Source organism: Mycobacterium gordonae, assembly GCF_017086405.1.
Taxonomy (GTDB): Bacteria; Actinomycetota; Actinomycetes; order Mycobacteriales; family Mycobacteriaceae; genus Mycobacterium; species Mycobacterium gordonae_D.
In genome coordinates this window covers 4,135,724-4,155,813 of record NZ_CP070973.1, presented here as the reverse complement: position 1 = coordinate 4,155,813, position 20,090 = coordinate 4,135,724, and the positions used below count along the sequence as shown (strand labels likewise).

Here is a 20,090-nt window from a genome sequence, read left to right as displayed (position 1 = left end):
CGGTGGTACCTTTTGCGCCATGACATCGGTGCAGGGCAAGGTCGTTCTCATCACTGGCGCAGGGCGCGGGATTGGCGCCGAGGTAGCCCGTCGGCTGCACAACAAGGGCGCCAAGCTGGTCCTGACCGACCTGGGCGAAGCCGAGCTCATGTCGATCGCAGCTGAACTCGGCGGAGACGGCCGGGTGCTGACCGTCGTCGCCGACGTACGCGACCTGAAGGCCATGCAGGCTGCCGCCGACCAGGCCGTACAGAAATTCGGCGGCATCGACGTGGTGGTGGCCAATGCCGGCATCGCCAGCTACGGCTCGGTGCTGACGGTCGATCCCGAGGCGGTCAAGCGGGTCATCGACGTCAACCTGATGGGTGTCTTCTACACCGTTCGCGCCGCGCTGCCGTCGATCATCGACCGCCGCGGCTACGTGCTGATCGTGTCGTCGCTGGCCGCCTACGCCGCCGCTCCGGGAATGGTGCCCTACGACATGTCCAAGGCGGGCAACGAACACCTGGCGCACTCCCTGCGGCTGGAGGTGGCGCATCTGGGCGTCACCGTCGGGTCGGCCCACATGTCCTGGATCGACACGGCCCTGGTGCGCGACACCAAGGGCGATCTGCCGGCGTTCGACGAGATGCTGTCCAAACTGCCTCCGCCGCTGAACGGGACCACCTCGGTCAACAAGTGCGCCGCGGCGTTCGTCAAGGGCATCGAGGGGCGCAAGATCCGGGTGTACTGCCCCAGTTGGGTGGGTGCGATGCGCTGGCTCAAACCGCTGCTGTCGACCCGGATCGGGGAGGCGGCGATCCTCAAGACCGCAGCCGAGATCATGCCGAAGCTGGACGCCCAGGTTGCCGCGCTCGGCCGTTCCACCAGCGCATACACCGAGGAGCTGGAGAAGTCATAGCCGAGCAGCCGTCGTGAAAGTCGTCGTTTGCGGCGCGGGGATTGCCGGGCTGGCCGCCGCAGAACGCATGTCCTCCCTCGGCGCCGAGGTGGTGCTGCTGGAACGCGCAGCCGGGCCCCGCGCCCACGGCTATCTCATCGACTTCTTCGGCGCCGGCTACGACGCGGCCGAGGCGATCGGACTGCTGCCCGCGATCCGCGACGTCGGCTACAACTTTGACGAAGCCAATTTGGTCGACGAACGGGGTCGCTGCCGCGCCGCCGTGTCCTACGTCAAGATCGACCGGGCGTTGCGCGGTCGACTGTGCAGCGTGATGCGACCTGACCTGGAAAAGGTGCTGCGCGACAACCTGCCCGACAATGTCGAACTGCGCTATGGCGCCGCGGTGACCGGGGTCCGCGATCACGACGACGGCGTGACGGTGACTCTGGACTGCGGGCAGACGCTGGACGCCGATCTGCTGATCGGCGCCGACGGAATCCACTCCACCGTGCGCGCCCTGGTGTTCGGTGACGAGGCGCAGTACCTGCGTTATCTCGGATTCCACACCGCCGCTTTCGTATTGGACGCTGCCAGCATCCGCGAGGCTGCTGGTGACGACGTGGCCCTGACCGACACCATCGACCGTCAGATCGGGTTCTACTCCTTGCGCAATGGCAAGGTGGCCGTCTTCGCCGCGCATCGCGCGCCGGATCGGCAGCTGCCCGAGGACACCCGGGCGGCGCTGCGCGCCACCTATGCCGACATGGGCTGGGTGGTGCCTGAAGCCCTGCAGCGATGCCCGCCGCCGGAGGAGATCTACTACGACGAGGTGGCGCAGATCGTCATGCCGCACTGGCACAAGAACCGCGTGGTGCTAATCGGCGATGCCTGCTCGGCGGTCTCCCTGCTGGCCGGCCAGGGTGCCTCACTGGCGGTGGGCGCCGCCTACGTGCTCGCCGAGCAGCTGCGCCGTACGTCATCGGTGGAGCGGGCGCTGGACTTCTACGAGCAACTGTGGCGCCCGGAGGTCGAGGAGAAGCAGAAAGCGGGTTGCGACGCGGCCAACCGGTTCCTGCCCTCGTCGCCGTTTCAGCTATGGACGCGCCGGACCGCGCTGCGTCTGGCGTGGCTACCTTGGGTCAGCCGGCGGATCACCGCGGCGTTGGTGGGCCCACCCTCTCCGGTGGTTGCCATGCTGCGCACCGGTGCGGAGGAGCTTCCTTAGTCGCGAGTGTCCACGTCGCGAGTGCCCGATTCGCGAGCGCCCGCAAAGTGCCGCCCCCACTGGCGTGTCGTTGGCAACACGCGGGCGCTCGTCAGCACTACCGGTGCCAACCCGCCAAACCGCACCAGCCAGCCCCGCTTACAGCCCGAATCCCGGCCGGCGCCGTCGCAGATACCGCTCGAACTCGGCGGCCAGCGCGTCACCGTCGATCTTGCCCAGCGCTTCGTTGACATCCACCGCCGCGTCGCCGTGCTGCTCGAGCGACTGCACGTATTCGGCCAGTTCCTCGTCGTCGGCGGCCATCTCAGTGATCTCCTGCTCCCACGCCTCGGCCTGGGCCGGCAGGTCACCCAGCGGCACCTCGACATCGAGCACTTCCTCCACCCGCCGCAACAGCGCCACCGTCGCCTTCGGGTTGGGTGGGTGCGACACATAGTGCGGCACCGCCGCCCAGAACGTCACCGCCGGGATACCGGCCGCCACGCAGGCGTATTGGAAGACCCCGGCGATGCCCGTCGGACCCTCGTAGCGGGTCTCTTCCAGGCCGAACAGCCGCGCCGATTCCGACGAGTACGCCGCGCCGGACACCGGCACCGGCCGCGTGTGCGGCGTGTCGGCAAGCAGCGCCCCGAGAATGACCACGGTGTCGACGTTGAGTTTGTCGATGACGGCCAGCAGCTCGTCGCAAAAGGTGCGCCAGCGCATGTTCGGCTCGACCCCGTGCATCAACACCACGTCGCGGTCGCTGTCGGGCGGGCGGCAGTGCGATATCCGCATCGCCGGCCACTCCAACTCCCGGGTGACGCCGTCGACCTGACGGATGACAGGACGGTTGACCTGGTAGTCGTAGTAGGCCTCGTCGTCGATCTCGACGATCGGCAGCGCATCCCAGATAGCAGCCAGGTGGGTCACTGCGTCGCTGGCTGCGTCACCGGCATCGTTCCAGCCCTCGAAAGCCGCCACTACGACGGTGTTGTGCAAGTTGGGCAGTCTGTCGTCGTCACCCGGCCCACGATCCGGCAAAGTCACCCAGTAAGCCTACGGCGTGGCGCGCGGGCGCTGGACGGCGCGCCGCTGCGATGACCCGGCGAATTTGCCACGACGGTCGCGATTCGCGGATCTGCCGCAACCCTGGTGGCAATGTCAACGAGGGCCGGAAGCCACGGGCGGGCCGACTATCCTTGGCATGTGACTGAAGCCGCCGGTCTGAGCCTCGACGAAGTCGACATCCGCCACCGACGCGGTCGAGACGAAATACCTGCGGCTGCAATTTGGTTAGCTTTGGTAACTACAACATGACCGACCCGATCCGCGAGCTGGCGCCTGGGGGCACCGCGACCAGCAAGCGGGCCCGGTCAAGGTGGGCGTCCGAATGTCGCGCGACGACGTAGACTTTTCTGGTCGAGAGGCGTTGCAACGGTTATCCGGGGACCTCGGTCCCCGAATAACCGCCACGCTCGACAGAGTCAAGGACGCCTTCCGTTATGGAAGGAACGTACGTGAACGCCTCTCTGAATGCTCCGGCGTCAAGCTTCGCGACGGACATCCGCCCGGACTGCACCGAGGAACTGACGGCTGCGCTGCGCCAGCGGATCATGGTGATCGACGGCGCGATGGGCACAGCGATCCAGCGGGACCGGCCGGACGAGGCAGGCTATCGCGGCCAGCGGTTCAAGGACTGGGCGAGCGATCTGGTCGGAAACAACGACCTGCTCAGCCTGACGCAGCCGCACATCATCGAGGGAATCCACCGCGAGTACCTAGAGGCGGGCGCGGACATCTTGGAGACCAATACCTTCAACGCGAACGCGGTCTCGCTCGCGGACTACAACATGCAGGAGCTGGCGTACGAGTTGAACTACGCCGGAGCCGCCCTGGCCCGCAAGGTTGCCGACGAGTTCAGCACCGCCGAGAAGCCCCGTTACGTGGCAGGCGCGCTGGGGCCGACGACGCGGACCGCGTCGATCTCGCCGGACGTCAACGACCCGGGCGCCCGTAATGTCTCCTACGACCAGCTGGTCGCCGCCTACCTCGAGGCCGCCAACGGCCTGGTCGACGGCGGTGCCGACATCCTCATCATCGAGACGATCTTCGACTCGCTGAACGCCAAGGCGGCGGTGTTCGCCGTCGAGACGTTGTTCGAGGACCGGGGACGCCGCTGGCCGGTGATCATCTCGGGCACCATCACCGATGCTTCCGGACGGACGTTGTCCGGTCAGGTCACCGAGGCGTTCTGGAACTCGATCCGGCACGCGAAACCCATTGCGGTGGGGCTCAACTGCGCCCTGGGTGCGCCGGAGATGAGGCCCTACATCGCTGAAGTGGCACGGATCGCGGACACCTTCGTCTCCTGCTACCCCAACGCCGGACTGCCCAACGCCTTCGGCGAGTACGACGAGTCCCCGGAGCGGCAAGCCGGCTACATCGCCGAGTTCGCCGAGGCCGGCCTGGTCAATCTGGTCGGTGGTTGCTGTGGAACGACGCCGGCGCACATCGCCGAGATCGCCAAGGTCGTCGAGGGTAAGCCGCAGCGCGAACTGCCGGAGATTCCGGTGGCCACTCGGCTCTCGGGCCTGGAGCCGCTCAATATCACCGACGACTCGCTGTTTGTGAACATCGGTGAGCGCACCAACATCACCGGCTCCGCCCGGTTCCGCAACCTGATCAAGGCCGAGGACTACGACACCGCGTTGTCGGTAGCCTTGCAGCAGGTCGAGGTAGGCGCGCAGGTCATCGACATCAACATGGATGAGGGCATGATCGACGGCGTCGCCGCGATGGACCGGTTCACCAAGCTGGTCGCGGCAGAGCCGGACATCAGCCGCGTCCCGGTGATGATCGACTCCTCCAAGTGGGACGTCATCGAAGCGGGCCTGAAGAACGTGCAGGGCAAGCCGATCGTCAACTCGATCTCTATGAAGGAGGGCGAGGAGAAGTTCATCCGTGAGGCGCGGCTGTGCCGCAAGTACGGCGCGGCCGTGGTGGTGATGGCGTTCGACGAAAAAGGGCAGGCCGACAACCTGGAGCGCCGCAAGGAGATCTGCGGGCGCGCCTATCGGATCCTGACCGAGGAGGTGGGGTTCCCGCCCGAGGACATCATCTTCGACCCCAACTGCTTCGCGCTGGCGACCGGCATCGAGGAGCACGCGACCTACGGGATCGATTTCATCGAGGCATGCGCCTGGATCAAGGAGAACCTTCCCGGGGTGCACATCTCCGGCGGTATCTCCAACGTGTCGTTCTCGTTCCGGGGGAACAATCCCGTGCGTGAGGCGATCCACGCGGTGTTCCTGTTTCACGCCATCAAGGCCGGACTGGACATGGGCATCGTCAACGCCGGTGCGCTGGTGCCGTATGACTCGATCGATCCCGAACTGCGGGACCGCATCGAGGACGTGGTGCTGAACCGTCGTGAGGATGCCGCCGAGCGGCTGCTGGAGATCGCCGAGCGGTTCAACAAGTCCGAGAAGTCCGAGGACCCCGCCGCAGCGGAGTGGCGCAGCCTGCCGGTCCGCAAACGGATCACGCACGCCCTCGTCAAGGGCATCGACGCGCACGTCGACGAGGACACCGAGGAACTGCGGGCCGAGATCGCCGCCGCGGGTGGTCGCCCGATCGAGGTGATCGAGGGCCCGTTGATGGACGGCATGAACGTCGTCGGTGACCTCTTCGGCTCGGGCAAAATGTTCCTGCCTCAGGTCGTGAAGTCGGCCCGGGTGATGAAGAAGGCCGTGGCGTATCTGCTGCCGTTCATCGAGGCGGAGAAGGAAGAGTCCAACGTCTCCGCGAAGGACACCAACGGCACCATCGTGATGGCGACCGTGAAGGGCGACGTCCACGACATCGGCAAGAACATTGTCGGGGTCGTCCTGCAGTGCAACAACTACGAGGTGATCGACCTCGGGGTGATGGTGCCCGCGAGCAAGATCTTGGAGGCGGCGAAGGAGCACAACGCCGACATCATCGGGCTGTCCGGCCTGATCACGCCGTCCTTGGACGAAATGGTCAACTTCGCCGTTGAGATGGAACGCGAGGGCCTGGAGATCCCGCTGCTGATTGGCGGCGCGACGACCTCGCGCGCCCACACCGCCGTGAAGGTGTCGCCACGTCGCAGCGGTCCGGTGGTCTGGGTCAAGGACGCTTCCCGCTCGGTGCCGGTCGCCGCCGCGCTCCTCGACGACAAGCAACGGCCGGCCCTGCTGGAGGCCACCGAGAAGGACTACGCATCTCTTCGGGAACGGCACGCCCAGAAGAACGAGCGGCCGATGCTGCCTCTGGAGAAGGCCCGCGCGAACCGGACGCCGATCGACTGGGACGACTACACGCCGCCGGAGCCCGCTCAGGGGCTCGGCGTGCGGGAGTTCGCAAACTACGACCTCGCCGAACTGCGCGAGTACATCGACTGGCAGCCGTTCTTCAACGCCTGGGAGATGAAGGGCAGATTCCCTGACATCCTCAACAACCCGGCCTCGGGTGAGGCCGCCCGCAAGCTGTATGACGACGCCCAGGAGATGCTCGACACCCTCATTAAGGAAAAGTGGCTGACGGCCAACGGGGTTATCGGGTTCTTCCCGGCGAACGCGGTCGGGGACGACATTGAGGTCTACACCGATGAGACCCGCAGCCAGGTGCTGACCACCTTGCACAACCTGCGCCAGCAGGGCGCGCACCGCGACGGCATCCCGAACCGGTCGCTGGGTGACTTCGTCGCCCCCAAGGACACTGGTCTGGCCGACTACGTCGGCGCCTTCGCTGTCACCGCGGGTCTGGGCAGCCAGGAAAAGATCGCAGAGTTCAAGGCTGCCCTTGACGACTACAGCGCGATCCTGTTGGAGTCGATCGCCGACCGGCTGGCCGAAGCTTTCGCAGAACGGATGCACCAGCGGGTCCGCAAGGAATTCTGGGGATTCCAGCCGGACGAACACCTGGACAACGACGCGCTCATCGGTGAGAAGTACCGGGGCATCCGTCCTGCCCCCGGCTACCCGGCATGCCCGGAGCACACCGAGAAGGTGACGCTCTGGAAGTTGATGGATGTCAAGGAGCGGACCGGCATCGAGCTGACCGAGTCGATGGCGATGTGGCCCGGCGCCGCCGTCAGCGGTTGGTATTTCTCGCACCCCCAGTCGCAATACTTCGTGGTCGGCCGGCTGGCTCAGGACCAGGTCGCCGACTACGCGCGGCGCAAGGGCTGGACGCTGCAGGAAGCCGAGCGCTGGTTGGCTCCCAACCTCGGTTACAACCCGGAGGACTGAGCTCGACGGTTCAGCGGCAGCGGACAGGCAGGTGCAGGGGCCCCCGGATGACACGGGACGGGAAGTAGCTCACGTCACCCGCGATTGTGAGATCCGGGTAGCGCGCGTAGAGCGCCCGTAGCGCGATCGTCCCTTCCAGCCGGGCCAGGCTGGCGCCTAGGCAATAATGCGCTCCGGCGGCAAAGGACAGATGCTCGTGGGAGTTGGGCCTGCCGATGTCGAACGCGTTGGGGTCGGCGAACACCGCCGGGTCGCGGTTGGCCGCCGCGAGGAGGGTGACCACCGGGGTGCCCGGGTGCAGCTCGTGACCTGCCAGCGTCGTTGACTCCCGCGCCAGGCGAACGCTGTACTGCGCGGGCGCCTGCAGCCGTAACACCTCCTCGACCAGCCGGCCCGCGCGATCCACATCCGCCGTGAAAGCCGCACGCTGCGGGGGGTTTTGGGACAGCGCCACGACGGCGTTACCGATGATGTTGGAGGTTGTGACGAAGCCGCCGATCAGCAGCGCCTGGCAGGTGGCGAGCAACTGGACCTCCGTGAGCAGGTCCGCTGCCACCGCGTCGATCAGGCTGCTGATCAAATCTTCGCCGGGATGACGGGTGCGGTCGGCGACGACGGCGGCGAAGTACTCGGTCATTTCCGCGAGCAGACGGTGGATGCGGCGTCGGTCGCGCAGGCCGCGCGCGCCGTCGATCGTGGCAGCGAATTCCACCCCCCACCGTGCGAACAAGAAGTGGTCCTGATGGGGCAAGCCGAGAAGTTCGGAAATCACCCTGCTCGGCACCTGAATCGCGAACTCGTCTATCAGGTCGACCGGTTCACCACAGTCGAGCCGATCAAGCTGCCGGTCGACCAGGTCTTCGACGAACGCACGCCGGGCCCGCAGGACTTCCGGGCTGAAATGCGGTGCCACGAGTTTACGCAGCCTGGTGTGCTCGGGTGGGTTCGCGGCGGCCAACGAGTCGTCGAGCGGATGCGCCAACACGCCGCTTCGCTGCCAGGGCAGGGGTTTGAGATTCAACCGCACCGCCGATGTCGGTGCGGCAACGAACTTTTCACTGCGAAGCACCTGATTGCACAGCGGGTGCGAAGCGGTCATGCACAGACCACTCCGGCCACGAACCAGATCGCCTTTCGCGCGTATCCGCTCATATCGCGCGTGACCGTCGCAGCCCCGCGGCATGCCCAGCACCCGCGCAATGGGATCGCCGAGCGCGGCCGCCGCGAGCAGTCGCAGTCGCGATCGATACAGCCGCAGGATCGCCGGCGGCCCGGTCAACGGAAGTGACCCGGCGCGTCTCGGGTCGGCTCGAGTCTGGGTGCCCGGACGATGTTCTTTTCCACCAGCTCGCTCCGGATACGTTCGCGCAGAACGTATTTCTTGATCTTGGTGCCCGACATCGGCCATTCGTCGACGAACCGGACGTACCGGGGTACCCGATAGGTGGCGATGTTGCCCAGGCAAAAGTCGATGATCTCCTGTTCGGTCGCCGTCGCTCCGGGTTTCAATTCGAGGTATGCCGCGGGGACTTCGACGTAGTAGTCGTCCGGAGCGGCGACGACTGCGGCGATGTGCACCGCGGGATGGCGCAGCAGGAAACCTTCCACTTCGGCTGCGGATACGTTCTCACCGCCCACCTTCAGCATGTCCTTGAGTCTGCTGACGAAAGTGATTCTGCCGTCGCCATCCATCATGGCTACGTCGCCGGTGTGGAACCACCCGTCGTCGTCGAATGACCTAGCGGTGAGTTCGGGATCGTGCAGATAGCCGTCAAAGCAGTGGGGACCGCGGAAAAGCAGTTCGCCCTCGGTGTCGGCCGGCACGTCTCGGCCGGTGTGCGGGTCTACGACACGACACTGCATGCCCGGTAGCGGGTGTCCGCCGGTGGTCATGCGCTGCTCCGGGGTGTCGGTCTGCTGGTTCAACGCCAAGAAGCCGGCGCATTCCGTCATTCCGAAGCACGAGACCTGCACCGCGGTGGGAAGCCGACTTGCCATGTCGCGAAGCCGTTCCGGCACCCCCACCGCCATCACCAGCCGCAGGTTGGACAGATCCCGCGCGGGGAAGTCGGGCTGGCTCAGCACGGGAAGCCAGATGGTCTCGAAACCGGGCAATGCGACGGTGCAGCGTTGGGATTCCAAATGGTCCAGAGCGGTGGCCGGGCGAAAGAAGCCGACGTGGCAGCAGCAGCAGCCGGCGTAGAGGCAGGTGATCACAAAGGTGATGCCACCGACATGGAACAGCGGCAACGCATTCCACACCCGGTCTTGCCCGGTGAGAAAGAACCGGGAGTCTGCGGTACCCGTGGCCACACCGAGGAACGCTTCGTGGCTCAGCATCGCCCCTTTGGGGCTGGCTGAGGTGCCGGAGGTGTATATCACCATGGCGGTGTCGTGCACCGTGACCTTTTCTTGTCGACGGCGCACCGACCCCGCCTCGATCCGGTTGGCTCCGGCCTGAAAATCCCTCTCGGACAATAGCCCTGGAGACGCATCCGGGGAGCCGAGCGATACGATCTGGAGGCCGGGCGCGATACCGGGCGAAGCTGCCACGGCCGCGAGCAGCGCCGGTTGAGTGACCAGTAGGCGCATCCGCGAGTGCGTGATCACCTCGGTCAGTTCGTACGTCTTGAACCGGGTGTTGATCGGCACCGGCACGGCGCCGATCTTCATCGCGCCGAACAACACCGCGATGGAGTCCGGCGAATTCGGCAACAAGATACCGACGGTCTCGCCGGGCTGCACTCCCAGCGCCAGCAATCCCCTCGCGACCGCGTCGGCGCGTTCAGCCAGGCGGGCGTAGCTTACCGTCGCATCCGGGAAGGCGAGGGCGTCTCGATCGGGGTGCTCGGCCGCTCGCAAGTCCAAGAGATCGCACAGAGTGATGGCCTGGTGCTGCTGACGTCCGTTGGCGTCGCCGTGATGTCGCACCACTGCTCCTCAACCCGTCTTCGGCGAAAAAACAAGGCCAGGCTAGCACCGTGCGAGACAGACATCGATGCTTCTCGCGTAGGTTCAAACCGCCGCCCTAGGTTGTATCCTGGCGACGATCGACACACCGCGTGCCAGAGGAATCCGGGATGTTCTCGACGGCTGTTGGGCTTCGCCATGTACCCATTGATCGAGTGGTCGCAGATGCGGTGGACTATTTCCGGCATTGTCTGCAACCTGACGGTTCGATTGCGGACGACCCTGCTTCGGCTATGTTCCGGGAATGGGACACGGTCAACGCCCTGAAGGCGATTGCGCTGTGGCAGGACATCATCCACCTCGAAGTGGTTGACATCGTCGAACCTGCACTGAAATTCCTTGCAAAACAGGAGAAACCGAGTGGAATGCTGAGTTGGGGCGGTGCCGAGATCGCATCGGACCGGTACTGCACCGAAACGAGCAGTGAGTACGTCACGGCGCTGACGCTGCTCGGCCGAACTGATGAGGCGCGGGTCAAGGCGCTCTTTCTGCGTGAACGACAACGGACAGACGGGGCGTGGGAGGAAACGCACAGCCATATCCCGAGAGCATTCCAGTTGGAATCCTCGGTAACCGGATTCGCATTGCTGGCGCTCGATGGTCTGGATATCGAACCGATGCACCTCGACGAAGCGCTGAATTTCCTTGTGAGCAAGCAGCACTACGAAGGCCATTTCGGAATCAACTGGTATTACTACGCGTCGTATTACTACCTGCTGCGGCCTACGGTGGCGGCTCTGATGAGGTTCGCCGGTTATCCGCAGGTCGCCGCGGCTCGCGATTTTGTGTTGGCCCGGCAGCGGCGCGACGGAAGTTGGTTCAGCCGGGCCGACGGCGCGGGCCAGACGGCGTCCACCGAACTGCACACGGCGCTGGCTCTCGGTACCCTGGCCTGCGCGGGTGTGCGTGCCGACGCGCCCGCCGTGGGCCGCGCTGTCTCCTGGCTGCTGGAGCGCCGTCGGGCCGACGGGTCGTGGTGCGGTGGTGACTATCCGTATCCGAAGACGGACGGCTACCGGGAGTTCCAGGCACCGCAGGACATTTTCACCACGGCACAGGTACTGGTAGCCCTCCGGGAGCTTGAGTCATCGTGAGCGCGACGGCCGACGAGCCGGTAGCCATCATCGGGATCGGCTGCCGACTGCCCGGGGGTATCACCGACCACCAGCTACTGTGGCAGGCCCTCGGGCAAGGCGTCGACGCGATCGGGCCGATCCCCGCCGACCGGTGGGACACTGACCGCTTCTACTCGGCGAGCCCACAACAGCCGGGCCGGATGAACACCCGATGGGGCGGCTTCATCGATCACGTCGATGCGTTCGACGCGGCGTTCTTCGGCATATCGCCGCGCGTCGCCGAACAGATGGATCCTCAGCAACGCCTGTTGCTCGAAGTCTGTTGGGAAGCGCTCGAGGATGCGGGCATCGTCCCCGCTGATCTTGCGGGTGGGCGAACCGGCGTGTTCGTGGGCGCCTGTAGCCAGGATTACGGCGGTTTGCAATCAGCGCCGGCAGAACTGCAGGGACTCGGACCCCATTCGGCCACCGGCACATTCATGAGCATCCTGTCCAATCGATTGTCTTACACGTTCGACCTGCGCGGGCCCAGCATGACGATCGACACGGCCTGCTCCTCGTCCCTGGTTGCCGTACACGCCGCGGTACAGAGCCTGCGCTGCGGCGAAAGCGAACTGGCCGTTGTCGGTGGCGTAAACCTCATGCTGACACCACAATTCAGCATCGCCCTGAGTCAGGCCGCGATGCTGTCGCCGGACGGTCGGTCGCGCGCGTTCGATGCGGCAGCCAACGGTTATGTACGCGGTGAGGGTGCCGGCATCGTGGTGCTCAAGCCGCTCAGCCGGGCACGCGCGGACGGTGATCGGGTGTATGCGGTGATCCGGGGGAGCGCGGTCAATCAGGATGGACGTACGCAGGGAATCACGGTACCCAACGGACAGGCACAGGAAGAGAACTTCCGGGCTGCGTTGGCGGCCTCCGGAATTGCGCCCGCCGAGGTGGGCTACATCGAGGCACATGGCACCGGCACCCCGGTCGGTGATCCGATCGAAGCCAACGCACTCGGGCGGGTGCTGGCTACCGGTCGCGGAAGGGACGGACCGGCGCTGTTGGGGTCGATCAAGACCAACATCGGCCACTTGGAGGCCGCCGCCGGTATCGCCGGTCTCATCAAGGCAGCCCTGTGCGTGCGCTATCGGCGAATCCCTCCCAGCTTGCACTTCCGCAGCGCCAACCCCGATATCGACTTCTCCGGGTTGCCCATCGCCGTCGCCACGAGTCCCCAACCGTGGCCCGATTGCCATTCTCGCGCCGTCGCCAGTGTCAACTCGTTCGGATTCGGTGGCACAAACGCCAACGTCGTCGTGACCGAAGCCCCCGATGAAGGCAAGCTACCGCCGACGACCCTGCCCCGGCATCCGCGCGTGTTGACGATCAGCGCCCGCACCGAGGAGGCCCTCGACGCCCTAGCCGCGAAGTACGCCGAACTGTTGCAGACGGGCTCACCCGACCTGGAATCGCTGGGTGCGGCGACAGCGTTGCGACGCGGCCACCACGAGCACCGGATGGCCGTGGTGGCTATCGACGCCGCTGAGGCGGCTGCCAAAATCGAAGCGGGGCATGTCGTTCGCGGACATGCGCCGCGCAGCGGCAGGAAGATCGCGTTTCTGTTCAACGGCCAAGGTCCGCAGTGGTACGCGATGGGGCGCGTGCTGCTGGAAACCTCGTCCGTGTATCGGGCAGCAATCCAGGACTGCGACCGGCTGGCCGGCCAGTACCTCGACTGGTCGATCTTCGACCTGTTGACTGCCGACGAATCCTCGTCACGGGTGGCAGAAACCCAGTGTCTGCAACCGGCCATGTTCGCGGTGCAGGTCGCCCTGGTCGATCTGTGGCGATCCTGGGGGGTGCACCCCGGTGCCGTGCTTGGGCACAGCATGGGCGAGATTGCCGCCGCGTACGTTTCGGGAGCGCTGAGCCTGTCCGATGCGCTGCGGGTCATCTGCACCCGGGCCCGGATTCAAGAGAAGGCCGACGCTTCCGGCGGAATGATGTATGTCGCTCTGCCCGCAGCCGAAGCACGCGAGCTCTGTCTGCGTCAGCCCGACGAGCTGTGGGTGGCGGCGGTCAACAGCCCGCGCTCGACCACCCTGTCGGGCCGCAGAGCGGCCTTGCAGGCCGTGGCAACCGAACTCGACGACCGCGGCGTCTATACCAAACTGCTGCAGGTGAACTGCGCCTGCCACAGTCCCGACATGGATCCGTTGCGCGACGAGTTGCTCGAGTCGCTGGCCGGGCTGCAGGGCAACGAGACGACCATTCCGATGTACTCGACTGCCACCGGCGGCAGGATCGACGGTCCCAAACTGAGCACCGACTACTGGTGGGACAACTTCCGCAATCCGGTGTTGTTCGAACAGGCGGTCCGCGCACTGGTTGCCGACGGCTACCACACCTTCGTGGAAGTCGGACCGCACCCGGTGCTGGCCAACTCCCTCAACGAAATCACCACCGGGGCAGTGGTGGTGCCGTCACTGGTCCGGCATAAGGACGACTGGGAGAGTTTCCTCAACGGATTGGCCACGCTTTACACCACCGGCAACCCGATCGACTGGCGACAGCGCTATCCAGGACGAGCCCCTGTCCTGGACTTGCCGAGGACGGTCTGGACGCGTCAGTCATTCTGGAACGAGAGTCCGCTGTCCCGCCGCGATCGTACTGCTGGACAGGAACATCCGATGCTCAGACGAGTCGATGGTACGCGGCCGTCCTGGGAGATCAGTTGGGACGACCACCGGTTGTCGTGGGTTCGTCACCATCACGTGCTCGGATCGGTCATCGCGCCGGGGGCCTGTTACGTCGAAGCCGCGCTGCATGCGGCGCGCGAACTGACCGGAAGACCGTGCGCCTTGGAGTTCGTAGAGTTCGAGCGGGCCTGTGTGCTTTCCGACGAACCCCAGGTGTCCAGGCTCGAACTCGACCCTGGACAAGGAGTCTTCGAGATTCACCAGCGCGCACTGCGCGGTGACGGTTGGATACGCAACGTCCGGGGGAGATTCCACCCGGAAGCCGCGGGGCGAACCGAAGAGTACGACGTCGGGGCGATCTTGAGTCGCTGCACGAAATCCTATGCGGCAGTGGACATCTACAGTCAACTCGCCGACAAAGGGTATGCCTATGGCCCGGCGTTCTGCGGAATCGACCGGTTACACGTAGGAATCGGTGAGGCACTGGCCCGCATCCGGCTACCGCGAATATTGCGAAACCATCTGAGCGGGTATGTCTTGCATCCTGCCGTCCTCGACGCCTGTTTTCAGAGCGCGATACTGCACCCGTCGCCTCACCGGCCCGATGAGCTGCTGCCGATCAGCTACTTACCGACAGGAATCGAGCGGGTCCGTCTTCACCGCGACGACGCAATGCCTGCGTGGAGCTACACCCGGCCCCGCCGGCGCGGCGATACTTTGGTTGTCGACATCTACCTGCTGGATGAGCGGGGGGAGTTGCTCGCAGAATTCACCCCGCTGACCGGCAGGGCGGTCCCGCGGTCGGCGGCACCCGGCCGCCGTATCGACGATGACTTCTACCGCTTCGTCTGGCAGCAATCCGGGACGTACACACAACCGCACTGCAGCGCATTGACATTGGGGCCCGCCGATCTGGCCGACGAGCTCGACCGCAATGCGCGCAGGTTCGCCGCACGCCTCGATCGACACGTCTACGCCACCGAGTATCAGCGGGACGTACGCGCCCTTTGCGCCGCGTATGTGACTGGGTGTCTTGACCGCATGAACCCGACCACCGAATTCACGGTGGCGGACCTCGGCCCGCTGCTGCCCAGGTATCACCGCGCCTTTCGCGGCATGTTGCGACTTCTCGTCGAGGACGGTTCGCTCACTGAGCGGGCGGGTCGGTATCGCCGGACGCCGCGCGCCGACTCCGATTCGCCAGAGCGCCAGGGTGACCCGCGCAAGCTCTGGGCCGAAATGTTCAACCGCTATGCCGAATGCGCGTGGGAGTTGCTGTTGTTGCAGCGCACGGGAAGTCGGCTGCACGAGGTGCTCACCGGTGCGGTCGACCCGTTGGAACTGCTGTTCGGGTCGGGCGCGGCAACGGACATCGAACCCATCTATCACAGTTCGCCGATCGCCCGGCTCTACAACATGTTGGCCCGCGACACTACGCAGCGGCTCGCCGAGAGTGCCGATCCGCGCCGAACGCTGCGCATCCTGGAAGTCGGCGCGGGCACCGGTGGGCTGACTGCAGCCCTGCTGCCCGTACTGCCGCCGCAGCGCTGCGAATACGTCTTCACCGATGTGTCGGCGGGATTCGTCGCAACCGCGCGCGAACGCTTCCGCGACTACGATTTCATCGACTACCGGGTGCTCGATCTCGAAGACGAACTGCCGGCAGAGGCATTCCCCCCTGGATCGTTCGATCTGGTAGTGGCTGCCGACGTCGTGCACGCCACCACCGACCTGCGGAGCACCCTCGCCCGGCTGCACAGAGTGCTCGCGCCGGGAGGTGCGCTGCTGCTCATCGAAGCCGCTCCGGACACTGCCTGGCTCGACCTCACTTTCGGTCTGACAGCAGGGTGGTGGACCGCCAGCGACCTGCACGTGCGGCCGGACGGTCCGCTGCTGGATCCGGATGCATGGCAGGAGCTCCTCCGCGACAACGGTTTTAGAGATGTCGCCGCTTTCGGGGATCCGGACCATGCCGGTCCTGGTTCCCAAACACTGCTGCTGGCGCGGCGGCCTTGGGACGCCGTAGATCAGCAGCAGGGCACACCCACTTCGAGACCCGTCGGAAACTGGCTGATTCTGACCGGCACCGATCCGGTGGCGGGGGAGCTGGCTGCCCGAATCGAGTCAGACGGTGGCCGGGCCGTCTTGTCGGACATCGTTTCTGACGAGCTTGTCGAGACGGTGAAACCGGTCGGGATCGTCGACGTGCGCGGTGCCGCCGAGCTGCCGCTGGACCAGGCGTTGACCGAGGCGTCGGTGCAACTCGTCGATCTGCTTCAGATCGCTCGACGCACCGATGACTCCGATCGGCCGCGAGTGTATGCGCTCACTCGCGGGGCACATTCCTTCCGCAACGACCACGTCAACCTCTTCGGCTCGCCTGCGTGGGGGCTGGTCGCTACGGTGCGCCTTGAGCTACCGCAATTGCGTTACGCGGTAATCGATCTCGATCGTGAACCGTCGCCGGAAGACGCGGACGCGATATGGGCGGAACTGTGCAACTCCGACGACGAACGTGAAATCGCGCTGCGCGCCGGTACTCGGTTCGTCCGGAGGCTGGTTCCCGCGGCAGTGAAGCCAGCAACGGTGTCCGCTGCCGACGTGGCGCCCGGTATCGGATTCGAACTCACCGCGGCCACCACGGGATCATTGGACGACCTGCACTATGACACGGTCAGTCGCCGTAAGCCCGACATCGGTGAGGTGGAGATCGAGGTGGCGGCCACGGGTCTGAACTTCCTTGACGTGATGACCGCCCTGGGCCAGGTGCCGCCGCTGGAATCCGCCGTAGGCTACCGGTTCGGCATCGAGTGTGCAGGAACCGTCACCCGGGTCGGCGCCGGCGTGTCCGACATCGCTGTGGGTGATGAAGTGGTGGCGATCAGCGCACTGCAGGGATCCGCGGCTGGATTCGTCACGCTGCCGACTACCGGGGTGGTCGCCAAGCCCGCGAACCTCAGTTTCGAAGCGGCATGCTCAGTGCCCATCGCGTTCCTCACCGCCTGGTATTCCTTGGCCAAACTCGCCCGGCTGGACGCCGGTGAACGGGTTCTGATTCACGCGGCGGCCGGCGGCACCGGGATGGCGGCCGTGCAGATCGCACGCCATCTGGGTGCCGAGGTGATTGCGACAGCAGGCAGCCCGGAGAAGCGCGAACTGTTGCAGATGCTCGGTGTCCAGCACGTATTCGATTCGCGCTCATGCGATTTCGCCGACCACATCAGGTCAGTCACCGCCGGCGCCGGGGTCGATGTCGTGCTGAACTCCATCGCGGGGGAGTCGGTGTCACGCAGCATCGCGTCCTTGGCGCCCTACGGCAGATTTGTGGAGCTCGGTAAGCGAGACCTGTTGAACGACAGCCGCCTCGGGCTGCGTCCGTTCCTGAACAATCTCGCGTATTTTAGCTTCGATCTGCGTCAGTTGATGGTGGACCGGCCCGCGGATGTCCACCGCGAGCTGGCGATGCTGATGGGACGCTTCGCCGCCGGCGACCTGCACCCGTTGCCCTACCGCGTCTTTCATCCGTCGCAGACCACGGCGGCGATGCGGCACCTGGCGGCCGCTCGGCATGTGGGCAAACTCGTTCTGGCGATGGCTGAGCGCGATTTCCCCGTGGTGCGGGCCCCGGAACCGCCGTTCGGGCACGAAACCTGGTTGATCACCGGGGGCCTCGGAGGTTTCGGCCTGGCAATGGCCGAACACCTGGTGGATGGCGGGGTGCGCCACGTCGTGTTGGTGGGGCGTGGCGGCGTGCCGGACGAGCAGTGCGCTGCCACGATTGACGACTTACGGCGACGCGGGGCCCAGGTCGAGGTCGAGGCGGCCGACGTCAGCTCGCGCGCCTCAGTCGCTGCGCTTATCGACCGGATCGAGGGCGACCTGCCACCACTGCGTGGGGTGCTGCACTGCGCGATGGTTCTCGACGATGCCCTGCTCGCCGACCTGGACTCGGCTCGCATCGCTAAGGTGTTGGCGCCGAAAGCAATTGGTGCCTGGCATCTGCATGTACTGACCTCACATCTGCCGCTCAAGGCGTTCGTACTGTTCTCGTCTGCGACATCGATGATCGGCAATCGAGGCCAGGGCAACTACGCGATGGCCAACGCCTTCCTCGACCATCTCGCCCACGCCAGGTCGGCTCGCGGACAGTGTGCGCTCTCGGTGAACTGGGGGGCCGTCTCCGACGTCGGCTATCTGGCCAGGCATGAGGAGGTCGGCCGGATCGTCGCGATGACCGGAATGCGATCGTTGACCTCGACCCAGGCGTTTGCTGCCATGACGACGCTGTGGGCCACTCGCCTGCCGCAGATCGGTGTGTTGCCGATGGACTGGCCGCAGTTCTTTCGCCATTACGGCCTGGACCCTCGCAGCCAGCCGGGGTGGGAGCACATCGGCGACCCCGGCCCAACTTCGCCAGATGCCTCCGGGAACACCGGATTCCGTGGTCAGCGGCTGGGCATTGAGCCGGGACAAACTGGCGGTGAGTCGGTGGCGGGGGCGATCAAGGCTCGTGTTGCCGCGATGCTCGGCATTCCCCGCGACGAACTCGACGACGACATGCCGCTGACGGACTATCTCGATTCGCTGCTTGCGGTCGAAATCGGCGCGTGGCTGGAGCGTGAGTTCGGGACCAAGATCACCATCATGGAGTTGATGCGTGGACCGAGTGCCAGCGAACTCTCGGCGTTAGTGATGACCCGCCTGAGCCTCAAGTAGTCGGCATCAGGTCGACGACGTTTCCGTGTCCAAGGTGCCGGACAGGACCGGGACGTCGCCTCGCTCGGGAACCGACGTGACGAATACGCACCGAGACCCGTCGGCCCACATGCGGGTGCGCAGGAGGTCACCGGGGAATACCACGCGCAGAAACCGCGCCGAGTAACGGTGCACCCGAGTCGGATCGTCGGCCAGCAACGTCCGCACCAACGCACCGCAGACGATCCCGTACGTGCAGACACCTTGGAGGATCGTTCGAGGGAAACCCGCCGCCTCCGCGAACGCCCGGTCGGTATGCACATTGTTGGTCATCCTGCTGCCGTGAATGTATTTGTGGTATTCGATCGCCTGGTCGGACACCGTCTGAATGTCGGCCACGGCGGTCGGCTCGCACGGCGGTACCGGGTGCGCGGCGTATGCATTGGCACCGACGGGAGTGCCCTCGACCCGGGCGTGGATGCGAGAAGTCGCGCTGATCAAGGGAGCGCCATTGCTATCCACGAGCACCGCCCGTTGGACCAGGACCGCCGCCCCCGCACGATCCTCGATGTCGACCACTTCGCCACAGGACTGTGAGCGGCCCTGCGCCGGGATCGGTCGGTGCACCACCACTTCTTGCTCTTCGTGCAGCAGATTGCCGCGGTTGAGTTGGATTCCCGGGAAACAGATCTCCGGTGGCTGTGGGCGCAGGAAGTCCGGCGAGGCCACCCCAAACACCCCCGGTGCCGTCATGGCGAAGGTGGGCAGGACAGCGTCGCCGGCGTCGAACCGGCACACAGCGCGGTGGTAGCCGCTCACATCCGTGGGTGACCACTGAAACCGCTGTTGCGGCCACCGCAGGCCGATGGCGGTGTCGCGATCGATGAGCATCGTTGTCAGTCCCCTAACCTCGTCCATAACCTACGCGTGAGGCGATCTCGGCACCCTGGCCCGTGGGGCCGACCAGCCGGGCGGCGGACGGCATTCGAGTAGCCCCGCACGGCATTCGCCGGCACATGAAACAATCGCTGGTCGTGAAGACCTTCGAGGAGCTGTTCGCGCAGCTCGGTGAACGTGCGCGTACCAGGCCGGACGGTAGCGCCACGGTGGCCGCACTGGACGCGGGCGTGCACACGCTGGGCAAGAAGATCCTGGAAGAGGCCGGCGAGGTGTGGTTGGCGGCCGAACACGAACCCGACGAGGCGCTGGCCGAGGAGATCAGCCAGTTGCTCTATTGGACGCAGGTGTTGATGATCTCCCGGGGGCTGTCCCTCGACGACGTCTACCGGAAGCTGTGAG

General features: G+C 65.5%; 10 protein-coding genes. 6 read left to right on the top strand and 4 right to left on the bottom strand.

The window, feature by feature from the left end; all coding sequences use genetic code 11:
* The first annotated feature begins 19 nt into the window (after positions 1-19).
* Together JX552_RS17670 and JX552_RS17665 are read left to right on the top strand one after the other, a co-directional pair.
* Positions 20-901: an SDR family oxidoreductase gene (locus JX552_RS17670; RefSeq protein ID WP_205873323.1), complete on the top strand. Its 882-nt coding sequence runs from the start codon at positions 20-22 to the stop codon at positions 899-901.
* A 13-nt stretch (positions 902-914) separates the two neighbouring features.
* Positions 915-2,108, top strand: a complete 1,194-nt coding sequence (locus tag JX552_RS17665) for an FAD-dependent monooxygenase (RefSeq protein WP_205873322.1) — start codon at positions 915-917, stop codon at positions 2,106-2,108.
* A 138-nt stretch (positions 2,109-2,246) separates the two neighbouring features.
* On the opposite strand, the gene JX552_RS17660 is transcribed toward JX552_RS17665, so the two are convergent.
* Entirely contained in the window at positions 2,247-3,098 is an 852-nt protein-coding gene (locus JX552_RS17660; RefSeq protein ID WP_205878519.1) for a PAC2 family protein, read from the bottom strand.
* Between the two features lie 494 nt (positions 3,099-3,592).
* On the opposite strand from JX552_RS17660, the gene metH reads away from it, so the two are divergent.
* Positions 3,593-7,363, top strand: a complete 3,771-nt coding sequence (gene metH / locus JX552_RS17655) for a methionine synthase (protein ID WP_205873321.1) — start codon at positions 3,593-3,595, stop codon at positions 7,361-7,363.
* Positions 7,364-7,373: 10 nt separating this feature from the next.
* Here metH and JX552_RS17650 read toward each other — a convergent pair whose 3' ends face one another.
* Together JX552_RS17650 and JX552_RS17645 are read right to left on the bottom strand one after the other, a co-directional pair.
* Entirely contained in the window at positions 7,374-8,321 is a 948-nt protein-coding gene (locus JX552_RS17650; RefSeq protein ID WP_205873320.1) for a cytochrome P450, read from the bottom strand.
* 317 nt (positions 8,322-8,638) lie between these two features.
* On the bottom strand, positions 8,639-10,294 hold the full coding sequence (locus tag JX552_RS17645) for a class I adenylate-forming enzyme family protein (protein ID WP_205873319.1): 1,656 nt from the start codon (positions 10,292-10,294) through the stop codon (positions 8,639-8,641).
* A gap of 149 nt (positions 10,295-10,443) precedes the next feature.
* On the opposite strand from JX552_RS17645, the gene JX552_RS17640 reads away from it, so the two are divergent.
* Together JX552_RS17640 and JX552_RS17635 are read left to right on the top strand one after the other, a co-directional pair.
* The gene (locus JX552_RS17640; RefSeq protein WP_205873318.1) at positions 10,444-11,427 is read left to right on the top strand and encodes a prenyltransferase/squalene oxidase repeat-containing protein; all 984 of its coding nucleotides are present in this window, start codon (positions 10,444-10,446) and stop codon (positions 11,425-11,427) included.
* Complete coding sequence (locus tag JX552_RS17635) at positions 11,424-18,812, top strand: type I polyketide synthase (protein ID WP_205873317.1); 7,389 nt, start codon at positions 11,424-11,426, stop codon at positions 18,810-18,812. The genes JX552_RS17640 and JX552_RS17635 overlap by 4 nt, the downstream gene beginning before the upstream one ends.
* Before the next feature lie 6 nt (positions 18,813-18,818).
* On the opposite strand, the gene JX552_RS17630 is transcribed toward JX552_RS17635, so the two are convergent.
* Positions 18,819-19,682 (bottom strand): MaoC/PaaZ C-terminal domain-containing protein, encoded by an 864-nt coding sequence (locus JX552_RS17630; protein ID WP_205873316.1) that lies wholly within the window; start codon positions 19,680-19,682, stop codon positions 18,819-18,821.
* Between the two features lie 125 nt (positions 19,683-19,807).
* Here JX552_RS17630 and JX552_RS17625 point away from each other — a divergent pair, with 125 nt between their 5' ends.
* Positions 19,808-20,089, top strand: a complete 282-nt coding sequence (locus JX552_RS17625; protein ID WP_205873315.1) for a phosphoribosyl-ATP diphosphatase — start codon at positions 19,808-19,810, stop codon at positions 20,087-20,089.
* The last annotated feature ends 1 nt before the right edge of the window (position 20,090 follow it).